This window comes from Shinella sp. 20P9.1.1, assembly GCF_057798995.1.
Genome location: NZ_JBYOLC010000001.1, coordinates 91665 through 111860, shown reverse-complemented (window position 1 = coordinate 111860; position 20196 = coordinate 91665). Strand labels below are relative to the sequence as shown.

The following is a 20196-nucleotide window of genomic DNA, read 5'->3' as shown; positions in this document are numbered from 1 at the left end:
CTCCTAGCGGCTCGCGGCGATATCGGCGAAGGGGCCGATCGGGCGGAAACGGATCTTTGCGTTGATGGGAATCTGGCCGGCCAGATCGAGATGATATTCGGCGACCGCGCCGATGACGGGATAACCGCCGGTCAGCGGGTGGTCGGCGAGGAAGAGCACCGGCTGACCGCTGTGCGGCACCTGGATCGCACCCGTCGCCGTACCCTCGCTCGGCAATTCCGCACTGTCTTTGCGCTCCAGCGGCACCTCGCCGGCAAGGCGGATGCCGACGCGGCTCGATTGCGGCGTGACCTGCCAGAGCTGGCTCGTCAGCGTTTCCAGCCCCTTCTGCGTGAACCAATCCGTGCGCGGGCCAAGCACCACGTCGAGCGTCACCACGTCGCTTGCGGACGGCGCGTCGAAGGCCGGGATTTCATCGGTGGAGACGCTGGCAAGCCCCTCGTTGCGACCCTTCAGCGCCAGCACCGTTCCCGATGTGACCGGCTCCGGGCCGACGACGGCAAGCGTATCGGTCGCCGCGCTGCCAAGCACAGGGGCAATGTCGAAACCGCCGCGCACGGCGAGATAGGTGCGCATGCCGGTCTTCGGATGGCCGATGGTGACGACGTCGCCGGGTTCCAGCGCAATCGGCTGCCAGGTCTGAAAATCCCGATTGCGGCCGGCGGCATCGCGCACCGTCACCGGACAGGGCGCACCGGCAAGGCCGATCACGGCACGCCCGTTGCTCTCGAAGGAGAAACCGCCGAGGGTCATTTCGAGGGCGGGCGTGTCGGCCTGATTGCCGACGATGCGGTTTGCGGCATTGAAGGCGCTGCGGTCGAGCGCGCCGGAGGCGGAGACGCCCTGACCCGTCTGACCGAAACGGCCGATATCCTGGAAAACGGCCGGCATCGGCGCGGCGAGCACCTTGAACTGCGGGTCGTCGGCTGCGACGGCACGCTCCGTGCGGGCGGCCGGTTCGGGGATGTGGACGGTCCTGCCCGCCTTCGCCATGTCGAAAAAGCGCACGCGGTAGCCGGGCTGGAACAGCGCGCCGGGATCGCGGTCGATATCCCACATCTTGACGGGCGTTGTGCCGATGATCTGCCAGCCGCCGGGGCTATTTTGCGGATAGACGCCGCTGAAGGCGCCGGCCAGCGCCACGGAGCCCGCCGGGATGCGGGTGCGCGGGCTTTTGCGGCGCGGAACATGCAGCGCCGGATCGCCGCCGACGAGATAGCCGAAACCCGGCGCGAAGCCGCAGAAGGCGACGGTGAATTCGCTTTCGGTATGGCGGCGGATGACCTCCTCGACGCTGAGGCCGGTCAATTCCGCGACGTCGCCGAGGTCCTCGCCGTCATAGCGCACGGGGATTTCCACCAGATGCTCAGAGGGCGCGATCTTCGCCGAAAGATCGCGGGTGGCGATGCCTGCCGCGATATCCGAAGATGAGACCTTTTCCGGGCGGAAACGGATCATCAGCGTGCGGGCGGCCGGCACCATTTCTTCGATGCCGTCGATCGGATCAGCCTGCAGCGAGGCGAAAAGGGCAAGCGTCTCGTCGAGATCGGCAAGCTCGACGAGGATGGTGGTCAGGCTGACGGGTAGAAAGCGCATCGAACCCTCACGCGTGATAGGCGGAATCGGGAATATCGGTGATGAACATGTAGCCCGGCGCATGGGTTATGGCGAAGGGCACGCCCGAAGCCATCACGGCCGCCTGCGGGGTGACGCCGCAGGCCCAGAACACCGGCACTTCACCCGGCTCGATGCGCACCGCGTCGCCGAAATCCGGCTTGGCGAGATCGGCGATGCCGATATCCGCGGGCGAGCCGACATGCACGGGCGCACCGTGCACCGCCGGGAAGCGACCGGAGATCATGGCGGCATCGGCAACACGCGAAGCGGGGATCGGCCGCATGGAGACGACCATATTGCCCTTCAGCCGACCCGCCGGGCGGCAGGCCGTGCTGGTCAGGTACATCGGCACGTTGCTCTTGTCCGTCATGTGACGGATTTCGATACCCGCCTCGACCATCGGTGTCTCGAAGGTGAAGGAGCAGCCGATCAGGAAGGCGACGAGGTCGTCACGCTCCGCCCAGGCGGCGGTGGCGTCAGGCGTCTCCTCGGCAAGCTTGCCGTCGCGCCAGATGCGGTAGAGCGGCAGGTCGGTGCGCAGGTCCGCACCGGGCGCGAGCAGCGTCGTCGGCGAGCCTGGATCGGAGACGTCGAGCACCGGGCAGGGTTTTGGATTGCGTTGCGCATAGAGCAGGAAATCGAAGGCCCAGTCGCGCGGCAGCACGATCATGTTGGCCTGGGTGAAGCCCGGCGCGATGCCCGAGGTGGGCGCGACGAACCCACTTCTATAAGTAGTCCTCGCCCGGCGCGCGGCTGAAGCATCAACGTGGTCGAGATAGTCGGTCGGAAGCGTCATGGCCGCGCCTCACGCCTTGTCGGCGAAGGAACGGATGGCGATACCTTCCGCCTCGAAGCGGCGGCGGATTTCCTGGGCGATGGCAACGGCACCGGGGCTGTCGCCATGCACGCAGATCGACTGCGCCTCGATACGGATCGTGCTGCCGTCGATGGCTTCCAGCGTGCCCTCGCGGGCGAGCTGCACCATGCGGTCGGCGATTTTCTTCTCGTCATGCAGCACGGAGCCGGCCTCGCGGCGCGAGACGAGCTCGCCCTTCGGCGTGTAGGCCCGGTCGGCAAAGGCTTCCGCCACCACGGCAAGGCCGGACTTGCGGGCGAGATCGAGGATCGGCGCATTGGCAAGGCCCATCAGGATCAGCGAGGAATCCACCGCCTTGATTCCATCGATGACCGCCTGGCCCTGTTTCGCATCATAGGCGATGCGGTTGTAGAGCGCGCCGTGCGGCTTGACATAACGCACCGTCGTACCGGCGGCGGCGGCAACGCCCTTGATCGCGCCGATCTGGTAGATGACGTCGGCGATCAGCTCCTCGGGCGTGGCGTCGAGATCGCGGCGGCCGAAGCCGACGCGGTCGGGATAGGAAACATGGGCGCCGATGACGACGCCGTTTGCAGCCGCCGCCTTCACCGTGCGGAAAATGCCGGCCGGATCACCGGCATGGAAACCGCAGGCGATGTTGGCGGAGGAGACGACGGCGAGCATCGCCGCGTCGTCGCCCATGCGCCAGGCGCCATAGCTTTCGCCGAGATCGCTGTTGAGGTCGATCGCTGTCATTGTTTCCTCCCTCTTTTTTTAGAGACCCAGCAGTCCGAAGATCGTGCCAGCCGACTTGTAGCCCATATACCATGTGAGCGCGCAGACCAGGGCGCCGAGCACCAGCAGCCAGCGCGGATAACGATAGCCGCCCATCAGGTCCTCGCGCTTCCATGCGGCGAAGAGGAAGATGCTGAGGCCGATCGGCAGGATGAGACCGTTGAGGCCGCCGACGAAGACCAGCATGGCAGCGGGCGGCGTGGTCATCAGCAGGTAGGAGACGAGCGAGATGGCAATGAAGACCACGGTCGCGAGATTGCGGGCGCGCTCGCTGATATCCTGCTTGAAGACCGTGATGAAGGAGACGGACGTATAGGCCGCACCGATGACGCTGGTGATGGCGGCGGCCCAGAAGATGATGCCGAAGAGGCGCAGGCCGAAATCGCCGGAGGCTGCCCGGAAGGCCTGTGCGGCGGGGTTTGCTGCCTGGCTTGCCGTATCGATGACCACGCCGCTGGCAACGACGCCCAGAATGGCGAGGAAGAGCACATAGCGCATCAGGCCGGTGACGGCGATGCCGGTCAGCGCGGCGCGGGTAACGGCCGGCAGGTGCTCCTGGCCGACCATGCCGCGGTCAAGCAGGCGGTGCGCGCCGGAATAGGTGATGTAGCCGCCGACCGTGCCGCCGACGATGGTGGTGATCGTGGCGAAATCGATCGTATCGGGCAGGAAGGTTTGGAACAGCGCATCGCCGACCGGCGGGCCGGAGACGAAGGCGACATAGAGCGTCAGAACGATCATCAGGATACCGGCGAAGATGATGAAGCGGTCGACGGCGAGGCCCGCGCGCTTGGACAGAAAGATGCCGATCGAAAAGACGGCGCTGATCGCCCCGCCGATCTTCGGATCCAGCCCGAAGACGGCATTGAGGCCGAGGCCGGTACCGCCGATATTGCCGATGTTGAAGAAGAGGCCACCGACGATGACGAGAATGGCGAGCAGGTATCCTGAACCGGGGATCGCCGCATTGGCGACATCGGAGGCGCGCATGCGCGTCAGCGTCACGATGCGCCAGATGTTGAGCTGCACCACGAAATCGATGAGGATGGACGCGAGGATACCGAAAGCGAAGGCGGCGCCGAGCTTCGTCGTAAACGTCGCCGTCTGGGTGATGAAACCGGGACCGATGGCGCTGGTCGCCATCAGGAAGATCGCGGCGACAAGCGCCGAGCGACGGGATTTGACGGTTTCGAGGCCCTGCGCGACCACGCTCTGGCCCGCAGGTGCTGCTGCATTCCGTTCCATGAGATTTCTCCGCTCTCACGCACCCGCCCCTCGCGGATGTTTCATGTCCGAATGATGGACTGCTACACAAAAATGTCAATATTGTTCAACAATATTTCTATATCGTTCCTTATTATCGCCGCTTTACCAATCACATAGCACGCGATTCGCCACAATTTTCGGCGCCACCGCCCCCGCATTCATGCTAAGGGGCAGAGGGGAAAGAGGGTCACCGGGCATCATCTGCCCGGGCGGGGAGAAGAGCATGACGGAAGACGGAGAAGGCCTGCCGCTGGCGGACCGGTTGGCGCGGCACATTCGCACGCTCCTGATTTCAGGCGAGCTTTCGCCCGGCCAGCGTCTGTCGGAAGCCGCCTTCAGCGAACGCTTCGACGTCTCGCGCAATTCGCTGCGCGAAGCCTTCCGCCTGCTCACCAAGGACGGGCTCTTGCGCCACGAGGCCAACCGCGGCGTCTTCGTCACCGTGCCCTCCATGGCCTCGGTCATCGACATCTACCGGGTGCGGCGCATGCTGGAATGCGGCGCGCTGCGCCAGGCCTGGCAGCAGCATCCGGCAATCCGCGTGATGCGCGAAGCCGTCGCCAACGGGCAGAAAAAGCGCGATGCGGGCGACTGGGTCGGCGTCGGCAGTGCCAACATGATCTTCCACGCCGCCATCATCGACCTTTCGGACAGCGCGCGGCTCACCGAATTCTACGAGCGCATCTCGGCGGAGCTACGCCTCTGCTTCGGGCTCCTCAACGATCCCGAGCACCTGCATTCGCCCTTCGTCGACATGAACGACGCGATCGTCACCCTTCTGGAGCAGGGAAAGCCGGCAGAGGCCGCCGCGCAGATGGAGACCTATCTCAACCTTGCCGAACGCACGATGCTGAAGGCGCTGGAGCGGGTCGAGCAGGCTTAGGCGACGTCGGCACGACGCAAGGGGATGATCGTTCCCGCAGCATCCGGCAGGAACGGCTCCGGCCGGCCGAGGAAATAGCCTTGGGCATAATCGACGCCAATCGTCTTCAGGGCGCCGAGAATCTCGGCATTCTCCACAAACTCGGCGATCGTCTTGCGGCCTGCGAGATGCGAGATCTGGTTGATCATCTCGACCGTCATCCAGTCCGCCTTGTCCGTCAGCATGTCGCGCACGAAGCTGCCGTCGATCTTCACATAGTCGACCGGTAGGCGCTTCAGGTAGGTGAGCGACGACATGCCGACGCCGAAATCGTCGAGCGCGAAGCGGCAGCCCATGGCGCGCATGGCGTTCATGAAGGCGATGGCCTCGTCCAGATTCTCGATGGCGCTGGTCTCGGTGATCTCGAAGCAGAGCACATTGGCCGGCACGCGGCTGCGGCGCAACATCTCGCGCAGGAAGGGCAGGAACGTGTCGTCCTTCAGCGTCAGGCCGCTGAGATTGATCGAATAGGTGCCGGACGCGGCTCCCATCCGCCGACCGATGATATCGAGCGCGTGGCGCACCACCCAGCGGTCGAGGGCCGGCATCAGGCCGAAACGCTCGGCCGCCGGAATGAAGGCGCCGGGGGCAAGAAGCTTGCCCTCCTCTTCCAGCCGCAGCAGGATTTCGCGATGTTCGGCCGGCGCGCCGCTGCCGTCGATCGTCGCGATTTCCTGGGAGAACAGCCGGAAACTGTCTTCCTCCAGCGCGCGGTGCAAGCGCTGCACCCAGTTGAGATTGGCGGTGAACTGGGTCTGCGCGGCGTCCGTCGTCTCAAAGACGTGCACGCGGTTGCGGCCCTTTTCCTTGGCCATGTAGCAGGCGATATCGGCCGCCCGCAGCGCCTCCTGCAGCGTATAGCTGCGCCCGCCGAGATGGACGACGCCGATGCTGGCGCTGATCGAATAGCGATGACCGTTCCAGACGAAATCGATCGCCTCGGCAATCTCGCGCAGCCTGAGACCAATGCGCAGCGCATCTTCCGGCGCGCAGTTCGGCAGAACGATGCCGAACTCGTCGCCACCCAGACGGGCCAGCAGGTCCGTGCCGCGGATCGCCTTGTCGAGATCGTGTGAGATGCGGCGCAGCAGCGCGTCGCCGGCCGCATGTCCCCCGTTGTCGTTGACGGCCTTGAACTGGTCGAGATCGATGAACATCAGCGCATGCCGGCTGCCGGGTTCCTCCAGCGCACGGGCAAGCCGCTCCTCGAAGAGCCGGCGGTTCGGCAGACCCGTGAGGTCGTCATGGTTGGCATTGTGGGAAAGCTGTTCTTCGATATTGCGGCGATGCGTGAGGAAGCTGTTGAGCCGCCAGACGGTCAAGAGGATGAAGACGAGCGCCATGACGGCGTTGCTGACGAACAGCACGGTCTGTACCTGCCGCGTGCCCTCCCCCAGCCGGTCGGAGAAGCGCTTCGTCAGGGGCGTCACCAGCGCATTGATCTCGTCGAGCTGGCGGATGATATCGCGCCGGTCGGCCTCGTTGATGTGGCGGGACGTATCGATCCCCTCGCCGATCGGCAGCAGCTGCATCAACACGCCTTCGGCGGTGCGCCAGTCGCGAATGCAGGCTTCCATGACCGGCAGCCAGCGGAAATAGCGGAACAGCCAGATGATGTTCGGAATGTCGTCGGGATGGTTGCCGCCGGCCAGGAAGCCCTCGAAGGCTGCACCGACATCGGGCGGATCCGCCTCGAGCGCCAGCCGCGCCGCGCGGTCGCCCATCGGTATCGCCATCGCCTGGTGATAGCGCGCGACGAAGGACCGATTGCCGGATTCGGCAAAACGGTTGAGATAGTAGAGCGCGTCATGCTGGCCTTTCGACCAGAGGCTTTCGCCGCTGACGAAGGCCCGTAGCGACGACGTGACCTGTAGGCTGAATGTGGCAAGCGCCGTCTGGAGAAGGACGATGATGACGAAAGGCCAGGCGACGGCGATGAGGCGCAGCGTGGTTCTGGGGGCTTGCGTCATACACAACTCCGGTTCTGCGTATCGCCGGCTGCCGTGGCGCAGGTCGTCTGCCTTTGCCTTGTCCCGTTCGCCCTCGTCTTGCCCACCCGTCTCATATGCGTATCCTTGCCCGTGACATCGCCCGGAAATCCGGACATCGCACCATCACGTCGGCAGCAGGGATTGGAGCATAAGAGCGTAATGAAAATGCTAATGCAACCATTAGATTGCAGTTTATCGCTCCATTCAGGACGCGTCATTTTCGGACAATCCCAAATGCAGGCAAAAAAAATGGGCCAGCGAAATCGCGGCCCATTGAAGTGTGAAGGTTAAAAACCTCCAGAGGGGAACAGCTGACGCGGCGGCACTGGGAGGAAAACCGCCATGTGCATCAACTGCGTGCACTATGCCCACTTTTTGACCGCTTGGAAAACATTTATTGTGCAATGCAGCTATGCAAATGCCGCGCTGCTCCGGGCAGGATTTCGCGACTGGCTCACCGCAGATTTTTCATCGGACGATGTCGCAAGACGGCCGGACCGTGCGTCCTTGGCGAAAGCGGGAGGAGAAACCGATGCCGAAGACCGACGACGACCTCATCTCTTTCGAACGGGACGGCGCGCCGCCGCTGCCGGCGCCGCGGATGGAAGGCTATGTCGAAAACGACGGCGCGCGCATCTGGCATGCCGCCTTCGGCGCCGGGCCGGCCGTCATCCTGCTGCATGGCGGGCTCGGCCATGCCGGCAACTGGGGCAAGCAGGTGCCGGCCCTCGTCGCGGCAGGCAGTACGGTGGTCGTCATTGACAGCCGCGGCCACGGGCGCAGCACCCGCGATGCCGGGCCGTTCGGCTATGTCCGCATGGCCGGCGACGTGCTGGCGGTAATGGATCATCTTAAAATAGACAAGGCCAGCCTCGTCGGCTGGAGCGACGGCGCCTGCACGGCGCTGATCCTCGCCGACCAGCATCCGGAGCGCGTCAGCGGCGTCTTTTTCTTTGCCTGCAACATGGACCCGAGCGGCACGCTCGATTTCCAGCCGACACCCGTGCTCGACCGCTGTTTCCACCGGCACCGGCTGGATTATCAGGCCCTGTCCGCGACGCCCGACGCCTTCGAGGGCTTTGTCGCGGACGTTTCCCGGATGATGCAGACCGAGCCGAACTACACCGCAGCGGACCTTGCCGGGATCACGGTTCCTGTCGCCATCGTGCTCGGCGAACATGACGAGTTCATTCGGCCGGAACACGCCGCCTATCTCGCGGCAACCATCCCGCAGGCTACGCTGACCACCCTGCCCGGCGTCAGCCAGTTCGCACCGCTGCAACGGCCGGCATTGTTCAACGACGCCGTCTTGCGCTTCCTCGACCGGATCGGGGACTAAGCCCTCGCCAGCATCGCTTCGGCCGCCTTTTCCGCGATCATGATGACAGGCGAATTGGTGTTGCCGGAAACGATGGTCGGCATGATCGAGGCATCGACGACGCGCAGCCGGTCGAGCCCGTGCACACGCAGCTTCGCATCCACCACCGCCATCGGGTCGCTGCCCATCTTGCAGGTGCCGACCGGGTGGAAGATCGTCGTGGCGATATCGCCGGCACGGCGGATCAGTTCCTCCTCGCTCTGGTATTCCCGGCCGGGCAGCATTTCCTGCGGGCGGAATTTTGCGATCGCGCTCGCCTGCATGAGGCTGCGCGCATGGCGGATGGATTTGGCCGCCAGCAGCCGGTCACCCGGCGTCGAGAGATAGTTCGGCCGGATTTCCGGCGGCAGCGCCATATCGCGCGCCGTCACATGCACCGTACCGCGGCTTTCGGGCCTCAGATTGCACACCGACACCGTGACGGCCGGATAGCGGTGCAGCGGCTCGCCGAGCCGGTCGGTGCTGAGCGGCTGGACATGGTATTCGAGATCGGCCGTGGCGACGGCCGGATCGCTCTTGGCGAAGATCCCGAGCTGGCTCGGCGCCATGGAGAGCGGGCCGGAGCGGCGGAAGGCATATTGCAGCCCCATGCCGGCGCGGCTGAAGAGGTTGTGATAGAGCTGGTTCAGCGTGCGCGCACCCTCGATCTTGAACACCGTGCGGATCTGCAGATGGTCCTGCAGGTTTTCGCCGACGCCCTTCAATTCGTGCTGCACGAAAATGCCGAGATCGGACAGCAGGTCCGCCCGCCCGACACCCGAGAGTTCCAGAATTTTCGGCGAGTTGATCGCCCCGGCCGACAGCGCAACCTCACGCGTGGCGCTGGCAACACAAAGCCGGCCGCCGATGCGGAAACGCACGCCCGTCGCCGTCTTGCCGTCGAATTCCAGCCGTTCCGTCTCGGCACCGGTCAGGACGCGCAGGTTCCTGCGCTTCATCGCCGGGCGGAGAAACGCCTTCGTTGTGTTCCACCGCACGCCGCCGCGCTGGTTAACCTCGAAATAGCCGGAACCCTCGTTGTCGCCGTCGTTGAAATCGTCGGTTTTACGGATGCCGAGTTCTTCCGCCGCATCGCGAAAGGCATCGAGGATCGGCCAGGAGAGGCGCTGGCGCTCGACGCGCCATTCGCCGCCGGCACCGTGCATCTCCGACCGGCCGCGATAATTGTCTTCCGACTTCACGAAATAGGGCAGCACGTCGTCCCAGCCCCAGCCGGCATTACCCGCCTGCCGCCAGCCGTCATAATCGGCCGCCTGGCCGCGCATATAGATCATGCCGTTGATCGACGAGCAGCCGCCCAAAACCTTGCCGCGCGGATAGTTGAGCGCACGCCCGTTGAGGCCGGCCTCAGATGCCGTCTTCATCATCCAGTCGGTGCGCGGATTGCCCATGCAGAAGAGATAGCCGATCGGCACATGGACCCAGTGATAGCGGTCCGAACCGCCCGCCTCGAGCAGCAGGACCCGGTTCTTCGGATCGGTCGAGAGGCGATTGGCCAGCACGCAGCCCGCCGAGCCGGCGCCCACGACGATGAAATCGTAAGTGCCCTCATCGACAGGCGTTTCATTGACAGGATGGTTCACGCCGCAACTCCCGTTGCCATCTTTTCCGAAGCCGCCAGTCGCCGCCACAGCGGCGTCATCGCTTCGGCAATGTCCGTGTAAAGCGCGTAGCGCCGCGCATAGTGGGCAGCAAGACCGGCATTCGGCCTGTAATGCCGCTCCGTCCGCACCATGGCCTCGGCGCCCGCGGTGAAATCGGCGAAGAGGCCAACGCCCGTGCCGGCCGCAATCGCCGCGCCAAGGGCACCCGTCTCCCGCGAAGCCGCAACCGAGACCGGCACGCCGAGCACATCCGCAAAGATCTGCGGCCAGAGCGTGCTACGCGAACCGCCACCGGACAGCACAGCCTCTTCAAAAGTGGCGCCCGCCTTGCGGATCGTCTCGACATGCTGGCGATGGCCGAACACGACGCCCTCCAGCAGGGCGCGGATCAGGTGGCCCTTGGTGTGCCAGCCGGCCATGCCGTAAAAGCCCGCCCGTGCATGGCCATCCTGCTGGGCGCCGTAGAGATAGGGATGGTAGAGCGGATCGTCCGCCGCGGGTTCGACGGCCGCCGCAAGCGCGCAGCAGGCGTCGAAGGGCGAGATGTCGGCATGGTGGTCGCCCTCGAAGAATTCCCGCACCAGCCATTCGAGATTGGCTGCCGACGTGGCGCTGTTTTCCATCGCCATATAGCGGCTGCGGTCGAAGGTGGAGGACATGAAGACCGGCCCCTTAATATCCGGGCCGTCGATGATCACCTGGTTGATGCTCCACGTGCCGGCAATGATCGAGGCGCTGCCCGTGCGTGAAACGCCCGAGCCGAGCGCCGAGGCGACGACATCGAACAGGCCGCCTACGACGGGCGTGCCGGCGGCAAGCCCGGTTTCGGCCGCCACGGCCTCCGTCACGTGCCCGGCAATATCAGCGCTTTCGATGAGCGGCGGCAGGAGATCCATGCAATCGCCGAGGCCATAGGCCTCCATCAGCGTTCTGTCATAACGACGGGCCGCCAGATCGAGCAGCCCGGCACCGGACATGTCGGAGACCTCGCTGACACGCTGGCCCGTCAGGCGGTTCACGACGAAATCCTTGGAATAGAACACCGTGCCGATGCGCTTGAATACATCCGGCCTGAAGCGCTTCAGCCAGGCGAGCAGCGTCGGCGTCTGGGCAGGCCAGGGGCGCTGGCGGGCGATTGCCTGGGTGCGGTCGCCCACGCCTTCGGCCAGCCATTCCTCGACCAGGGCGGTGGCACGCGTATCGATCGACTGGATGCCGATCAGCGGGGCGCCATCCCGGTCGAGCGCATAGAGCCCGTTGCCGTGGCCGGCGCAGCCGATCGCGGCGATATCGCTGGCTGCGATGCCCGCCTTGTCGAGGCAGGTGCGAATGACGCGCCGGGCGTTCGCCCAGAGTTCGCCGAGATCGCGCTCGACATGGCCGGGCTGCGGCATGCGGCTATGGCCCTCCTCCCCGGCATGGGCGAGCTCACGGCCCTCGAGATCGAAGATGACAGCCTTGATGACCGTATTGCCCGCATCGAGCCCCAGAAGATATTTTTGCATGCAGAACCCCTCCCAGGTTCACTTCACTCGCGCGATTGCGGGACATCGCCTCGTGTATGTCCCGCAATCGTCAGGCATCTCATCCCTGCTGATAGAGCGCGTAGGCCTCCTTGCCGCTCGCGTCCCTGTGGATGATCGCCATCAGCCCGCGCACCACGGCGCTCGGATTGGCGTGCTGATAGATGTTGCGCCCATAGACCATGCCCATTGCGCCCTGCTGCATCAAGGCGGCAGATTTCGCAAAGACCGCGGAAAGGTCCTCTTTACCGCCGCCGCGCACCAGAACCGGGCAGCGCGCCGCCTCGACGACACGGTGGAAATCCTCCGCGTTGGTCGTCGGGTCGGCCTTGACGATATCGGCGCCCATTTCGCGGGCAAGCCGCGTCAGGGTGACGATCTTGTCCGCGTCGCCATCGACCATGTAGCCGCCGCGCTCGGTGACGGGCTGCATGACCAGCGGCTCGATCATCAGCGGCATGCCGTATTTCTCGCAATCGGCCCGCACGCGCGCGATATTCTGCACGCACTGGCGGAACAGGTCCGGTTCGTCGGGCAGCATGAAGAGGTTCACGACCACGCAGGCCGCATCCATCTGCAAGGCGCCGATCAGCGGCTCGGCCTCGTTCTGCAACACGGCCCACATGTCGCGGTGGCGGATGCGGTTGTAGGGGTTGCCCATGTCGATGCGCATGACCAACGCCGGCTTGTCCTTGCCGGGAAGGTCCTGCAACAGATCGGCCTGGCCGTAGTTCATCTGGATCGCATCCGGCCCTGCATCGACCAGCGCCTTCACCACGGCTTGCACATTCTCCAGCCCGTCGAGGAAGGACGGCTCGTTGCAGACGCCATGATCGATCGCCACGTCAAGGCAGCGTCCGTTGCCGAACAGCCGGTTCATCCGGACTTTGCGGTTGTCTCGCATACTTCACTCCTGTGTTCATTCCGTGCGGAAAGGGTTTGTTCGGTGACGCCGTGGCGCTCACCCATGAGGGTTAGGAAACGGCCGCGCTCTTCGGCTGCCCGCTGCGCGGACCAGCCCTTCTCGGCGGTCAGCAGATCCAGCACCGCCTCGGCCATGGCAAGCGAGAGATCGCCCGAGATCGCCAGCGTCGTACGGCGCAAAAGCAGGTCGTCCAGGTGCTCGACCGCCTCGGCGCGGATGAGATATTGAAGCTCCCGCGTGCTGTAGAGGGCGTGCGGCAGCGGATGATCCGGCTTCGCCGCGATAAAGCGGGCGATGTCCTCGGCCTCCGTGCCATAGCGTTCGAAAAGAACCGCGAGGCGGGCGACGGAAAGGCCCGTCGATGCGGCAAGGTCACGAATCCAGCTCACCGGGTCTTTCGGGAAGACGCGCCCGCCGCCGATCGCCCGTTCCGCCGTATCGACACGGCGCTTCATGTCCAGCTGGTCCAGCGCCATGTCGGCGGCGAGTTCGCCGAAGGAGCGGAAGGTCGTCCACTTGCCGCCGATCATGCACAGCACCGGCGGCCCGCCATTCTGGCCGTCCAGCATCGTGCAGAAATGGTCGCGCGGGATGCGGCCGGTAAAGCTGTCCTTGCTCGCCGGCAACGGGCGCACGCCGGCGAACTGGAAGACGACCTCCTCCGGCCGGATCTTTGCGCCCGGCAGCACGAAGGCGAGCGATTGCAGGATGTAGTCGCGCTCATCCGCCTCGCAGCGCACCGTGCCGGGATCGTCGACGCGGATATCCGTCGAGCCGACCAGCACCTTGCCGAGATAGGGGAACAGGATGCAGATGCGCCCGTCCTCATTCTCGTAGTAGATCATATGGCCGTCGAGCATGTCTCGCAGCGCGGGATTGTCGATGATGAGGTGCGAGCCCTTGGTGCCGCCCATCAGCGGCGCCGGCCTTGCCTCATTTGAAAACAGCGTGGCGTTCGCAATATCGATCCAGCCACCCGTCGCATTGATGACCAGCCTTGGCTGTATGGGCAGCGCCTCGCCGGAAACGCCGTCACGCAGCAGGAACGCCCCGGCACCATCCTCCTCGATCGTCGCATAGTTCAGCGCCTTCGCACTCGGTCCAACGGAGAGGCCATCGCGCAACAACTCGATGCCGATACGCTCGGGATGGCTGACCCAGGCGTCGTAATAGGTCGCGGAATTGCGGATCGACGGATTAAGCGCCGGCCATTTCGAGAGCGTCGCCCTGCGGCTGCGGAACTCGTGTTTCGGCATCAGCGCGCGCTTGCGCGTCAGGAAATCATAGATGCCGAGGCCCGCCTTGATGGCGATGGCGCCGCGGCGGCTCGGGCGGCGGGTGAGGCCGAGGAAACGCACCACGCCATTGGCAAGGCCGGAGAAGGTGTCGAAGATCGGCACCGTCGTCGGCAGGGGCGCAACATAGTGTGGTGCGTTGCGCAGCAGCCGGTCGCGCTCGACGAGCGATTCCTTGACCAGGCTGAACTCGCCGTTCTCCAGATAGCGCAGGCCGCCATGAACCATGCGCGAGAGCGCCGCACTCGCGCCGGAGCAATAGTCCGCCTGTTCGACCAGCAGCACGTTGACGCCCTGCAGCGCCAGCTCGCGGAAAACGCTGAGCCCGTTGATGCCGCCGCCGAGGACGCACACGTCCACCTTCGGGCTCTGGCGGAGCCCGTGCAATGTCTCTGTCCGGTTCATGATGACAGTCCGTTATCCGTCCATATGGACCAGTTTTGCCGCGATACCGGCGTCGATGGCCGCAAGATCGTCCTTGTCGAGCCGAAGCGTTCCGGCGCGTGCATTGTCGAGCGCCTGCGCCGGGTTTCGGGCGCCGCAGAGCGCGAAAGTCACGCCCGGCTGCGCCAACGTCCAAGCGATCACTACCTGCGCGATGCTGGCACTATACCGTTCCGCAACCGGGCGGACCGCGTCGGAGAAATCCTTCGCCTTCTGCCGGTTCGCAACGGAGAAACGCGGGTTGTCCTTGCGCTGGTCGTCGCCGGCGAAGACCCGATCCGGTCCGATGGTGCCGGAGAGCAGGCCGAGCGCCAGCGAGGAATAGCTGAGCGTCGCCACGTCGTTTTGAATAGTGAGCGGCAGCAGGTCCGCCTCGATCTCGCGATCGATCATGCTGAACCGCTCCTGGATCGCATCCAGCGACCCGGTCCGGATATATTGCTCCAGTTCCGACCGGTTGACATTGCTGGCACCGATCGCCCGGATCTTTCCGGCCTTCTTCAGGTCCTCCAGCGCCGCGACGGTCTCCTCGATGGGGGTCGTCGGGTCCTGCCAATGGGTGATGTAGAGGTCGATATAATCAGTGCCGAGCCGGCGCAGGCTTTCCTCGACCTCGTGGATGATCCCGTCCCGGCCGAGATAACGGTGAACCGGCTTGCCGTCCTGATCGAAGAAATGCTTGCCCTTCTGGGTATGCCAGACGAGGCCGCATTTCGTGGCGATGACGGCCTTGTCGCGGCGGCCGGCGATGGCCTTGCCGACGATTTCTTCCGAGCGGCCGAGGCCGTAGGCGGGGGCGGTATCGATCAGCGTCACGCCGGCATCGAGCGAGGCCTGGATGGCGGCGATGGATTCGGCCTCGTCCGTGCCGCCCCACATCCAGCCGCCGATGGCCCAGGTGCCGAGGCCGACGGCGGAGGCTGTGACGCCGGAACGTCCGATCGGACGGGTCAATTGTTCGCCGCTCATGCGGAAAATCCTTCTTCGGATGCCAGTTCGAGAATGCGCGCGCCCGTCGCCTCGTCGGTGACGAGCGTGTCGAGATGGTTGCCGCGCAGCACGCTGAGGATGGAGCCGGCCTTGTTGAGACCGCTGGCCACGCCGATCTTCATCGGGATGGATTCGAATTCCGTCAGCGTCAGCGAGACGAGCGCGCGGTTGAGGGAGTAGTCGCAGACCCGGCCTTCGCCATCGAGCAGATGGGCCAGCAGTTCCGCGCTCGCGCCGGACTGTTCGATGGCGTTTCGGTCCTCGCTGGAGGAGGGATGCAGGTCGTAATAGGTCGAATCCTGGCTGAGGATCGAGCCGATGCCCACCACCGCGACCTTCGCCTCCCGCGCCCGCTGGAAGACATCGGCGACGGAACGCATGTTGATCAGCATGGCGCGCTGCGCGGCGTCGTCGGCGAAGAGCGGCGCGTGGATCTGCCAGGAGCGGCCGCCCAGGCGGTCGGCCATCAGCGTCGAGACGTGGTTGACGTCGGTATAATGTTTACCCTGCACACAGCCCGTCGCCGGGATGACCTCGACATCGTAGCGGCGTGCGGCCTGCAAACCGGCGACGACGGCGCTGACACCCTTGCCGCCAGTGATGCAGATCGTGTCGCCATCGGCGATCTCTTCGAGAAGCAAGCGTGCGGCCGCCTCCCCCACCGCCAGAAGCGCGGTCTGCGGATTGTCCGAGACGGTCGGCACCACCACGGCGCGGCTGATGCCGCCGAGCGCGAGCAGCCGCTCCTCCAGATCGACCAGCGGCTCCATCGGCGACTTGATCTTGATCTCGACGAGGCCGAGCTGGCGGCCGCGCTTAATGAGGCGGTTGACAGTGGCGTGCGACAGACCGAGCTGGTCGGCGATCTGCGCCTGCGTCAGGCCTTCCAGGAAGTGCAGCACAAGCGCCTGGTGCATCTGGCGGGCGATGACGATCTCTTCACGCGGGGCGGGCTTCAGTTTGGCAATGGGCATGTCAGCTGGCCTTCCGCTTGTGCATGAAATGATCGATGGAGACGGCGGCGAGCAGAATGCAACCCTTGATCATGTCCTGCCAATAGACCGACACATTGAGCAGGATGAGCGACGAGGTGACGAGCGAGAGCAGGGCCATGCCGAGGATGGCACCGAGCACCGTGCCCGAGCCGCCGCTGAGCGAGGCTCCGCCGATGACGGCAGCGGCGATGATGTTCAGCTCCATGCCGGCGCCGAAGGTGGGCGTGGCGGCACCGAAGCGGGACATGTAGATCACGCCGGCCACGCCTGCGAGCGTCGAGCACAGCACCGTCACCCAGAACTTCACTTGATTGGTCTTGATGCCGGAATAGAGCGCGGCCTTCTCGTTGCTGCCGGTGTAGAAGACCTTGCGGAAGGCGGTCGCCCGGCGCAGCAGGAAATCGAACAGGATGACGACGGCGACGAAGATCAGGATGACATAGGGAATGCCGTAGAAGGTGCCCTGCCCGACTTCCTTGAACGCCGCCGGCAGCGTGAAGAGCGAGAGCGGTGTGCCCTTGGTGATGATGAGGCAGAGACCGCGCACGATCACCATGGCCGCCAGCGACGTGATGAAGTGGTTGAGCCCGACGACCGTCACGAAGAAGCCCATGGCGCCGCCGATGGCGCTCGAAGCGAGAATCCCGATCAGCGAGGCCGTCCAGGGATCGAGCCCGGCGAGGAAGAGCGAGCCCGACAGCACCATCGCAAAGCAGACGACGGAGCCGACGGCAAGGTCGATGCCGCCGACGATGAGCAGGATCGTCATGCCGACGACGACGATGCCTTCCACCGAAAAGCTCATCAGCATGGCGCGGAAATTGCCGAGCGTCAGGAAGTGCGGCGAGGCGAAGGTCATGATGATGCCGAGCGCCAGAATGATCGCGATCAGCCCGGCCTCGCGCATCGAGCCGATGCGCTTGAAGGACGATGTTTTCGGCGCCGTACCCGCCATCGTGTCGATTGCCATTTCCCGCTCTCCCAGTTTCTTCTCACGCGGCATGATCGGCCGCCCTTGCCGCGCCGAGCCCGGAGGCCAGACGGATCACGGCTTCTTCCGACATTGCATCGGCCCCCAATTCGCCTGCAATGCGTCCCTCCCGGACGACCAGCACACGATCGCAAAGGCCGAGCAGTTCCGGCATTTCCGAGGATATGACGACGATGCCGATGCCCGAGCGCGCAAGCTCGCGCAGCAGACGGTGAATTTCGGTCTTGGCGCCGACATCGATGCCGCGCGTCGGTTCATCCATCAGGATGACCTTCGGATTGACGGCCAGCTGCTTGGCAATCGCCACCTTCTGCTGGTTGCCACCCGACAGCGATTTGACCGGTGCTTCGACACCGCTCATGCGAACGGCGAGCCGTTTGGCGAAATCTTCCGCAAGCGTCGCCTCGGCACGGCCGTTCAGGAGGCCGGCGGCGTTTGTCAGCGCCTTCAGATCCAGCACGGAAATGTTCTGCGCGATGGACATGTCGAGAAACACGCCGGAGCCCTTACGGTCCTCCGAGAGGTAGACGACGCCGGCCTTCACCGCATCGGAATAGGAATTGATCTTTTGCACCGCGCCATGCAGCCGCACCGCACCCGTGGTGCGCGGGCGAAGGCCGCAAATGCCCTCGGCGATCTCCGTGCGGCCGGAACCGATCAGGCCACCGATGCCGAGGATTTCGCCCCTGTGCAAGTCGAAGCTGACATCCCGGAAGCGCACGCCGTCGCCGATGCCGTCAACTTCAAGGATGGTCTCGCCGGAGGCTTCATCGGCACCGAGCTTGTCCGGGTAGAGCTGCGTGATCTCGCGGCCCACCATGCGGCGCACCACGTCGTCGGGCGTGACGTCGGCAATACGGTCCGTGCAGACGTAACGGCCGTCGCGGAACACGGTCACGCGGTCGCAAAGCGAAAAGATCTCGGCCATGCGGTGGCTGATATAGATGATCGAGATGCCGTTCGCCTTGAGGTCGCGGACAATGGAAAAGAGCTGCTGCGCCTCGGTTTCGGTCAACGCTGCGGTCGGTTCGTCGAGGATCAGCACGCGGCAGTCGAGCGTCAGCGCCTTGGCGATCTCGACGAGCTGCTGGCTGGAAATCGGCAGGTCCGCGACCTTGCGGCGAACATCGATGGCGGCGAGACGGTTCATCACGGCCTGCGCATCGCGTTCCAGCGCGCGGTAATTCATGAAGGGCGAGCGACGGCGGTTGGTGGCCGCCATGAACATGTTTTCGGCAACCGTCGCATCCGGGCAGAGCGCGATTTCCTGGTGCACCAGGCCGATGCCGAGCGACTGGGCGACGGCGGGGGATGTGATGCGCACCGGCTGGCCATCGACGCGGATCTCGCCTTCGGTCGGCTGCAACACGCCGGCGATGATGTTCATCAGCGTCGACTTGCCGGCACCGTTCTCGCCGCAGAGCGCATGGACCTCGCCGCGTTCGAGCGTGAAGTCGACATCCGTCAACGCCTTCACCGCTCCGAAATGCTTGGTCACGCCATGAATGGTGAGCACCGGCTCCGCCATCGTCTTCCTCCTGCTCCTTCCGAGACCATCCGCGCCGTTAGACGCGGATGGTATTCGCTCGGGAGATTACTCCTCGATACCCTTGGTGCCGCGGCGCTTCAGGTACTTGTCCCAGTAGAAATCGTCGGCATTTTCGGCCGTGACGATCGACAGGCCGTTGTCGACGACCGGGATGCTCATCGGGTTGAAGCCCGAGCGCTTGGCGTCGTTCATCGGGTCGATGAGTTCCGGGTGCTTGGCGAGCCACAGCAGCATGAAGCCCATATAGCCCTGCATGCCCTGATTCGGGTTGATCGAGCCGAAGACTTCGCCGGCCTTGATCATGTCGAGGATATTGGCATTGACGTCGGCGCACATGACGAGGACCTTGCCGCCGGCTTCCTTGTTGGCCTGTGCGGCGCCGATCGCCGAATTGGCTTCCGGCATGAAGACTGCGCCGAGGTTCGGATTGGCCTGGATGAGGCTCGACAGACCCTGATAGGCCTTGGTCGGATCCTGATTGGAGGCCGCGCGGCCGACCAGCTTCATGTCCGGCCACTTCTCTTCCATGCGGGCGATGAAGGCGGCGATGCGCTTGTCGTGGTTGTCCTGGCCGGGGTTTTCGAGGACCGCATATTCGCCCTTGCCGCCCATCTTCTCGGCGATCGCATCGGCGGCATAGGTGCCTTCGCGGGTGTTGTCGGAGGTGATGAACGAGACGCGCTTGGAGAGCGGCGAGTCGGCGGCGAAGGTCACGACGGCCGTGCCCTGGTCGATGGCGCGGTTGATCGGCTCGATGAACGGATCGGAGTTCATCGGATGCACGAGAATGCCGGCCGGGTTCTGCGCTAAGGCCTGGTCGAAGGTGGCGATCTGCTTGTTGACGTCATATTCCGGCGTGCCGGTATATTCGGTCTCGCAGCCCAGCTGCTGACCGGCCTGCTTGAACATTTCATAGACCGGGAACCAGTATTCGACGCCCGAAACCATAACGTTCATGACGTATTTTTCGCCCGGCTTGCAGCGGAACGGATTTTCCGTCTCGGCCGCGGCAGCGCAGGCAAAAAGCGTGGTCGCAAGGACCGCCATGGCGGTCGTCGTGAAAAAAGTGCGCAAGTGTCCTCCTCGGGGCGCAA

The 20196-nt window shown here is 64.6% G+C and carries 16 protein-coding genes; 2 read left to right on the top strand and 14 right to left on the bottom strand.

Annotated elements, in window-relative coordinates:
- Window positions 1-3: 3 nt before the first annotated feature.
- Genes AC27VQ_RS00510 through AC27VQ_RS00495 form a run of 4 tightly spaced genes read right to left on the bottom strand, consistent with a single transcriptional unit; the run spans window position 4 to window position 4474 of the window.
- Complete coding sequence (locus AC27VQ_RS00510; RefSeq protein ID WP_488714746.1) at window positions 4-1596, bottom strand: 5-oxoprolinase subunit B/C family protein; 1593 nt, start codon at window positions 1594-1596, stop codon at window positions 4-6.
- Between the two features lie 7 nt (window positions 1597-1603).
- A complete protein-coding gene (locus AC27VQ_RS00505; RefSeq protein WP_488714745.1) occupies window positions 1604-2413 on the bottom strand; it encodes a putative hydro-lyase in 810 nt (269 codons plus the stop codon).
- Between the two features lie 9 nt (window positions 2414-2422).
- Window positions 2423-3190: a LamB/YcsF family protein gene (locus AC27VQ_RS00500; protein ID WP_488714744.1), complete on the bottom strand. Its 768-nt coding sequence runs from the start codon at window positions 3188-3190 to the stop codon at window positions 2423-2425.
- A gap of 18 nt (window positions 3191-3208) precedes the next feature.
- Window positions 3209-4474, bottom strand: coding sequence for an NRAMP family divalent metal transporter (locus AC27VQ_RS00495; RefSeq protein ID WP_488714743.1), 1266 nt, complete (start codon window positions 4472-4474; stop codon window positions 3209-3211).
- 244 nt (window positions 4475-4718) lie between these two features.
- Here AC27VQ_RS00495 and AC27VQ_RS00490 point away from each other — a divergent pair, with 244 nt between their 5' ends.
- Complete coding sequence (locus tag AC27VQ_RS00490) at window positions 4719-5378, top strand: GntR family transcriptional regulator (protein ID WP_488714742.1); 660 nt, start codon at window positions 4719-4721, stop codon at window positions 5376-5378.
- Here the strand turns inward: AC27VQ_RS00490 and AC27VQ_RS00485 are convergent.
- Window positions 5375-7387, bottom strand: coding sequence for a putative bifunctional diguanylate cyclase/phosphodiesterase (locus tag AC27VQ_RS00485; protein ID WP_488714741.1), 2013 nt, complete (start codon window positions 7385-7387; stop codon window positions 5375-5377). The genes AC27VQ_RS00490 and AC27VQ_RS00485 overlap by 4 nt on opposite strands.
- Before the next feature lie 553 nt (window positions 7388-7940).
- Here AC27VQ_RS00485 and AC27VQ_RS00480 point away from each other — a divergent pair.
- Window positions 7941-8747: an alpha/beta fold hydrolase gene (locus AC27VQ_RS00480; RefSeq protein WP_488714740.1), complete on the top strand. Its 807-nt coding sequence runs from the start codon at window positions 7941-7943 to the stop codon at window positions 8745-8747.
- Here AC27VQ_RS00480 and AC27VQ_RS00475 read toward each other — a convergent pair.
- The 9 genes from AC27VQ_RS00475 to AC27VQ_RS00435 all read right to left on the bottom strand — a co-directional run bounded on the left by AC27VQ_RS00475 (window position 8744) and on the right by AC27VQ_RS00435 (window position 20176).
- On the bottom strand, window positions 8744-10369 hold the full coding sequence (locus tag AC27VQ_RS00475; RefSeq protein ID WP_488714739.1) for a GMC family oxidoreductase: 1626 nt from the start codon (window positions 10367-10369) through the stop codon (window positions 8744-8746). The genes AC27VQ_RS00480 and AC27VQ_RS00475 overlap by 4 nt on opposite strands.
- Window positions 10366-11895 carry an FGGY-family carbohydrate kinase gene (locus tag AC27VQ_RS00470; RefSeq protein WP_488714738.1) on the bottom strand — a complete coding sequence of 510 codons (1530 nt, stop codon included), beginning with the start codon at window positions 11893-11895 and terminating at the stop codon, window positions 10366-10368. Before AC27VQ_RS00470 ends, AC27VQ_RS00475 begins: the two co-directional genes overlap by 4 nt.
- A gap of 79 nt (window positions 11896-11974) precedes the next feature.
- Window positions 11975-12817, bottom strand: coding sequence for a class I fructose-bisphosphate aldolase (locus AC27VQ_RS00465; RefSeq protein ID WP_488714737.1), 843 nt, complete (start codon window positions 12815-12817; stop codon window positions 11975-11977).
- Window positions 12790-14538 carry a glycerol-3-phosphate dehydrogenase/oxidase gene (locus tag AC27VQ_RS00460; protein ID WP_488714736.1) on the bottom strand — a complete coding sequence of 583 codons (1749 nt, stop codon included), beginning with the start codon at window positions 14536-14538 and terminating at the stop codon, window positions 12790-12792. Before AC27VQ_RS00460 ends, AC27VQ_RS00465 begins: the two co-directional genes overlap by 28 nt.
- Window positions 14539-14550: 12 nt before the next feature.
- The gene (locus tag AC27VQ_RS00455; protein ID WP_488714735.1) at window positions 14551-15546 is read right to left on the bottom strand and encodes an aldo/keto reductase; all 996 of its coding nucleotides are present in this window, start codon (window positions 15544-15546) and stop codon (window positions 14551-14553) included.
- The gene (locus AC27VQ_RS00450; protein ID WP_488714734.1) at window positions 15543-16541 is read right to left on the bottom strand and encodes a sugar-binding transcriptional regulator; all 999 of its coding nucleotides are present in this window, start codon (window positions 16539-16541) and stop codon (window positions 15543-15545) included. Before AC27VQ_RS00450 ends, AC27VQ_RS00455 begins: the two co-directional genes overlap by 4 nt.
- Window position 16542: 1 nt before the next feature.
- Entirely contained in the window at window positions 16543-17532 is a 990-nt protein-coding gene (locus tag AC27VQ_RS00445; protein ID WP_488714733.1) for an ABC transporter permease, read from the bottom strand.
- A gap of 22 nt (window positions 17533-17554) precedes the next feature.
- Window positions 17555-19081: a sugar ABC transporter ATP-binding protein gene (locus AC27VQ_RS00440; RefSeq protein ID WP_488714732.1), complete on the bottom strand. Its 1527-nt coding sequence runs from the start codon at window positions 19079-19081 to the stop codon at window positions 17555-17557.
- A gap of 66 nt (window positions 19082-19147) precedes the next feature.
- The gene (locus tag AC27VQ_RS00435; RefSeq protein WP_488714731.1) at window positions 19148-20176 is read right to left on the bottom strand and encodes a substrate-binding domain-containing protein; all 1029 of its coding nucleotides are present in this window, start codon (window positions 20174-20176) and stop codon (window positions 19148-19150) included.
- Between the last annotated feature and the right edge of the window lie 20 nt (window positions 20177-20196).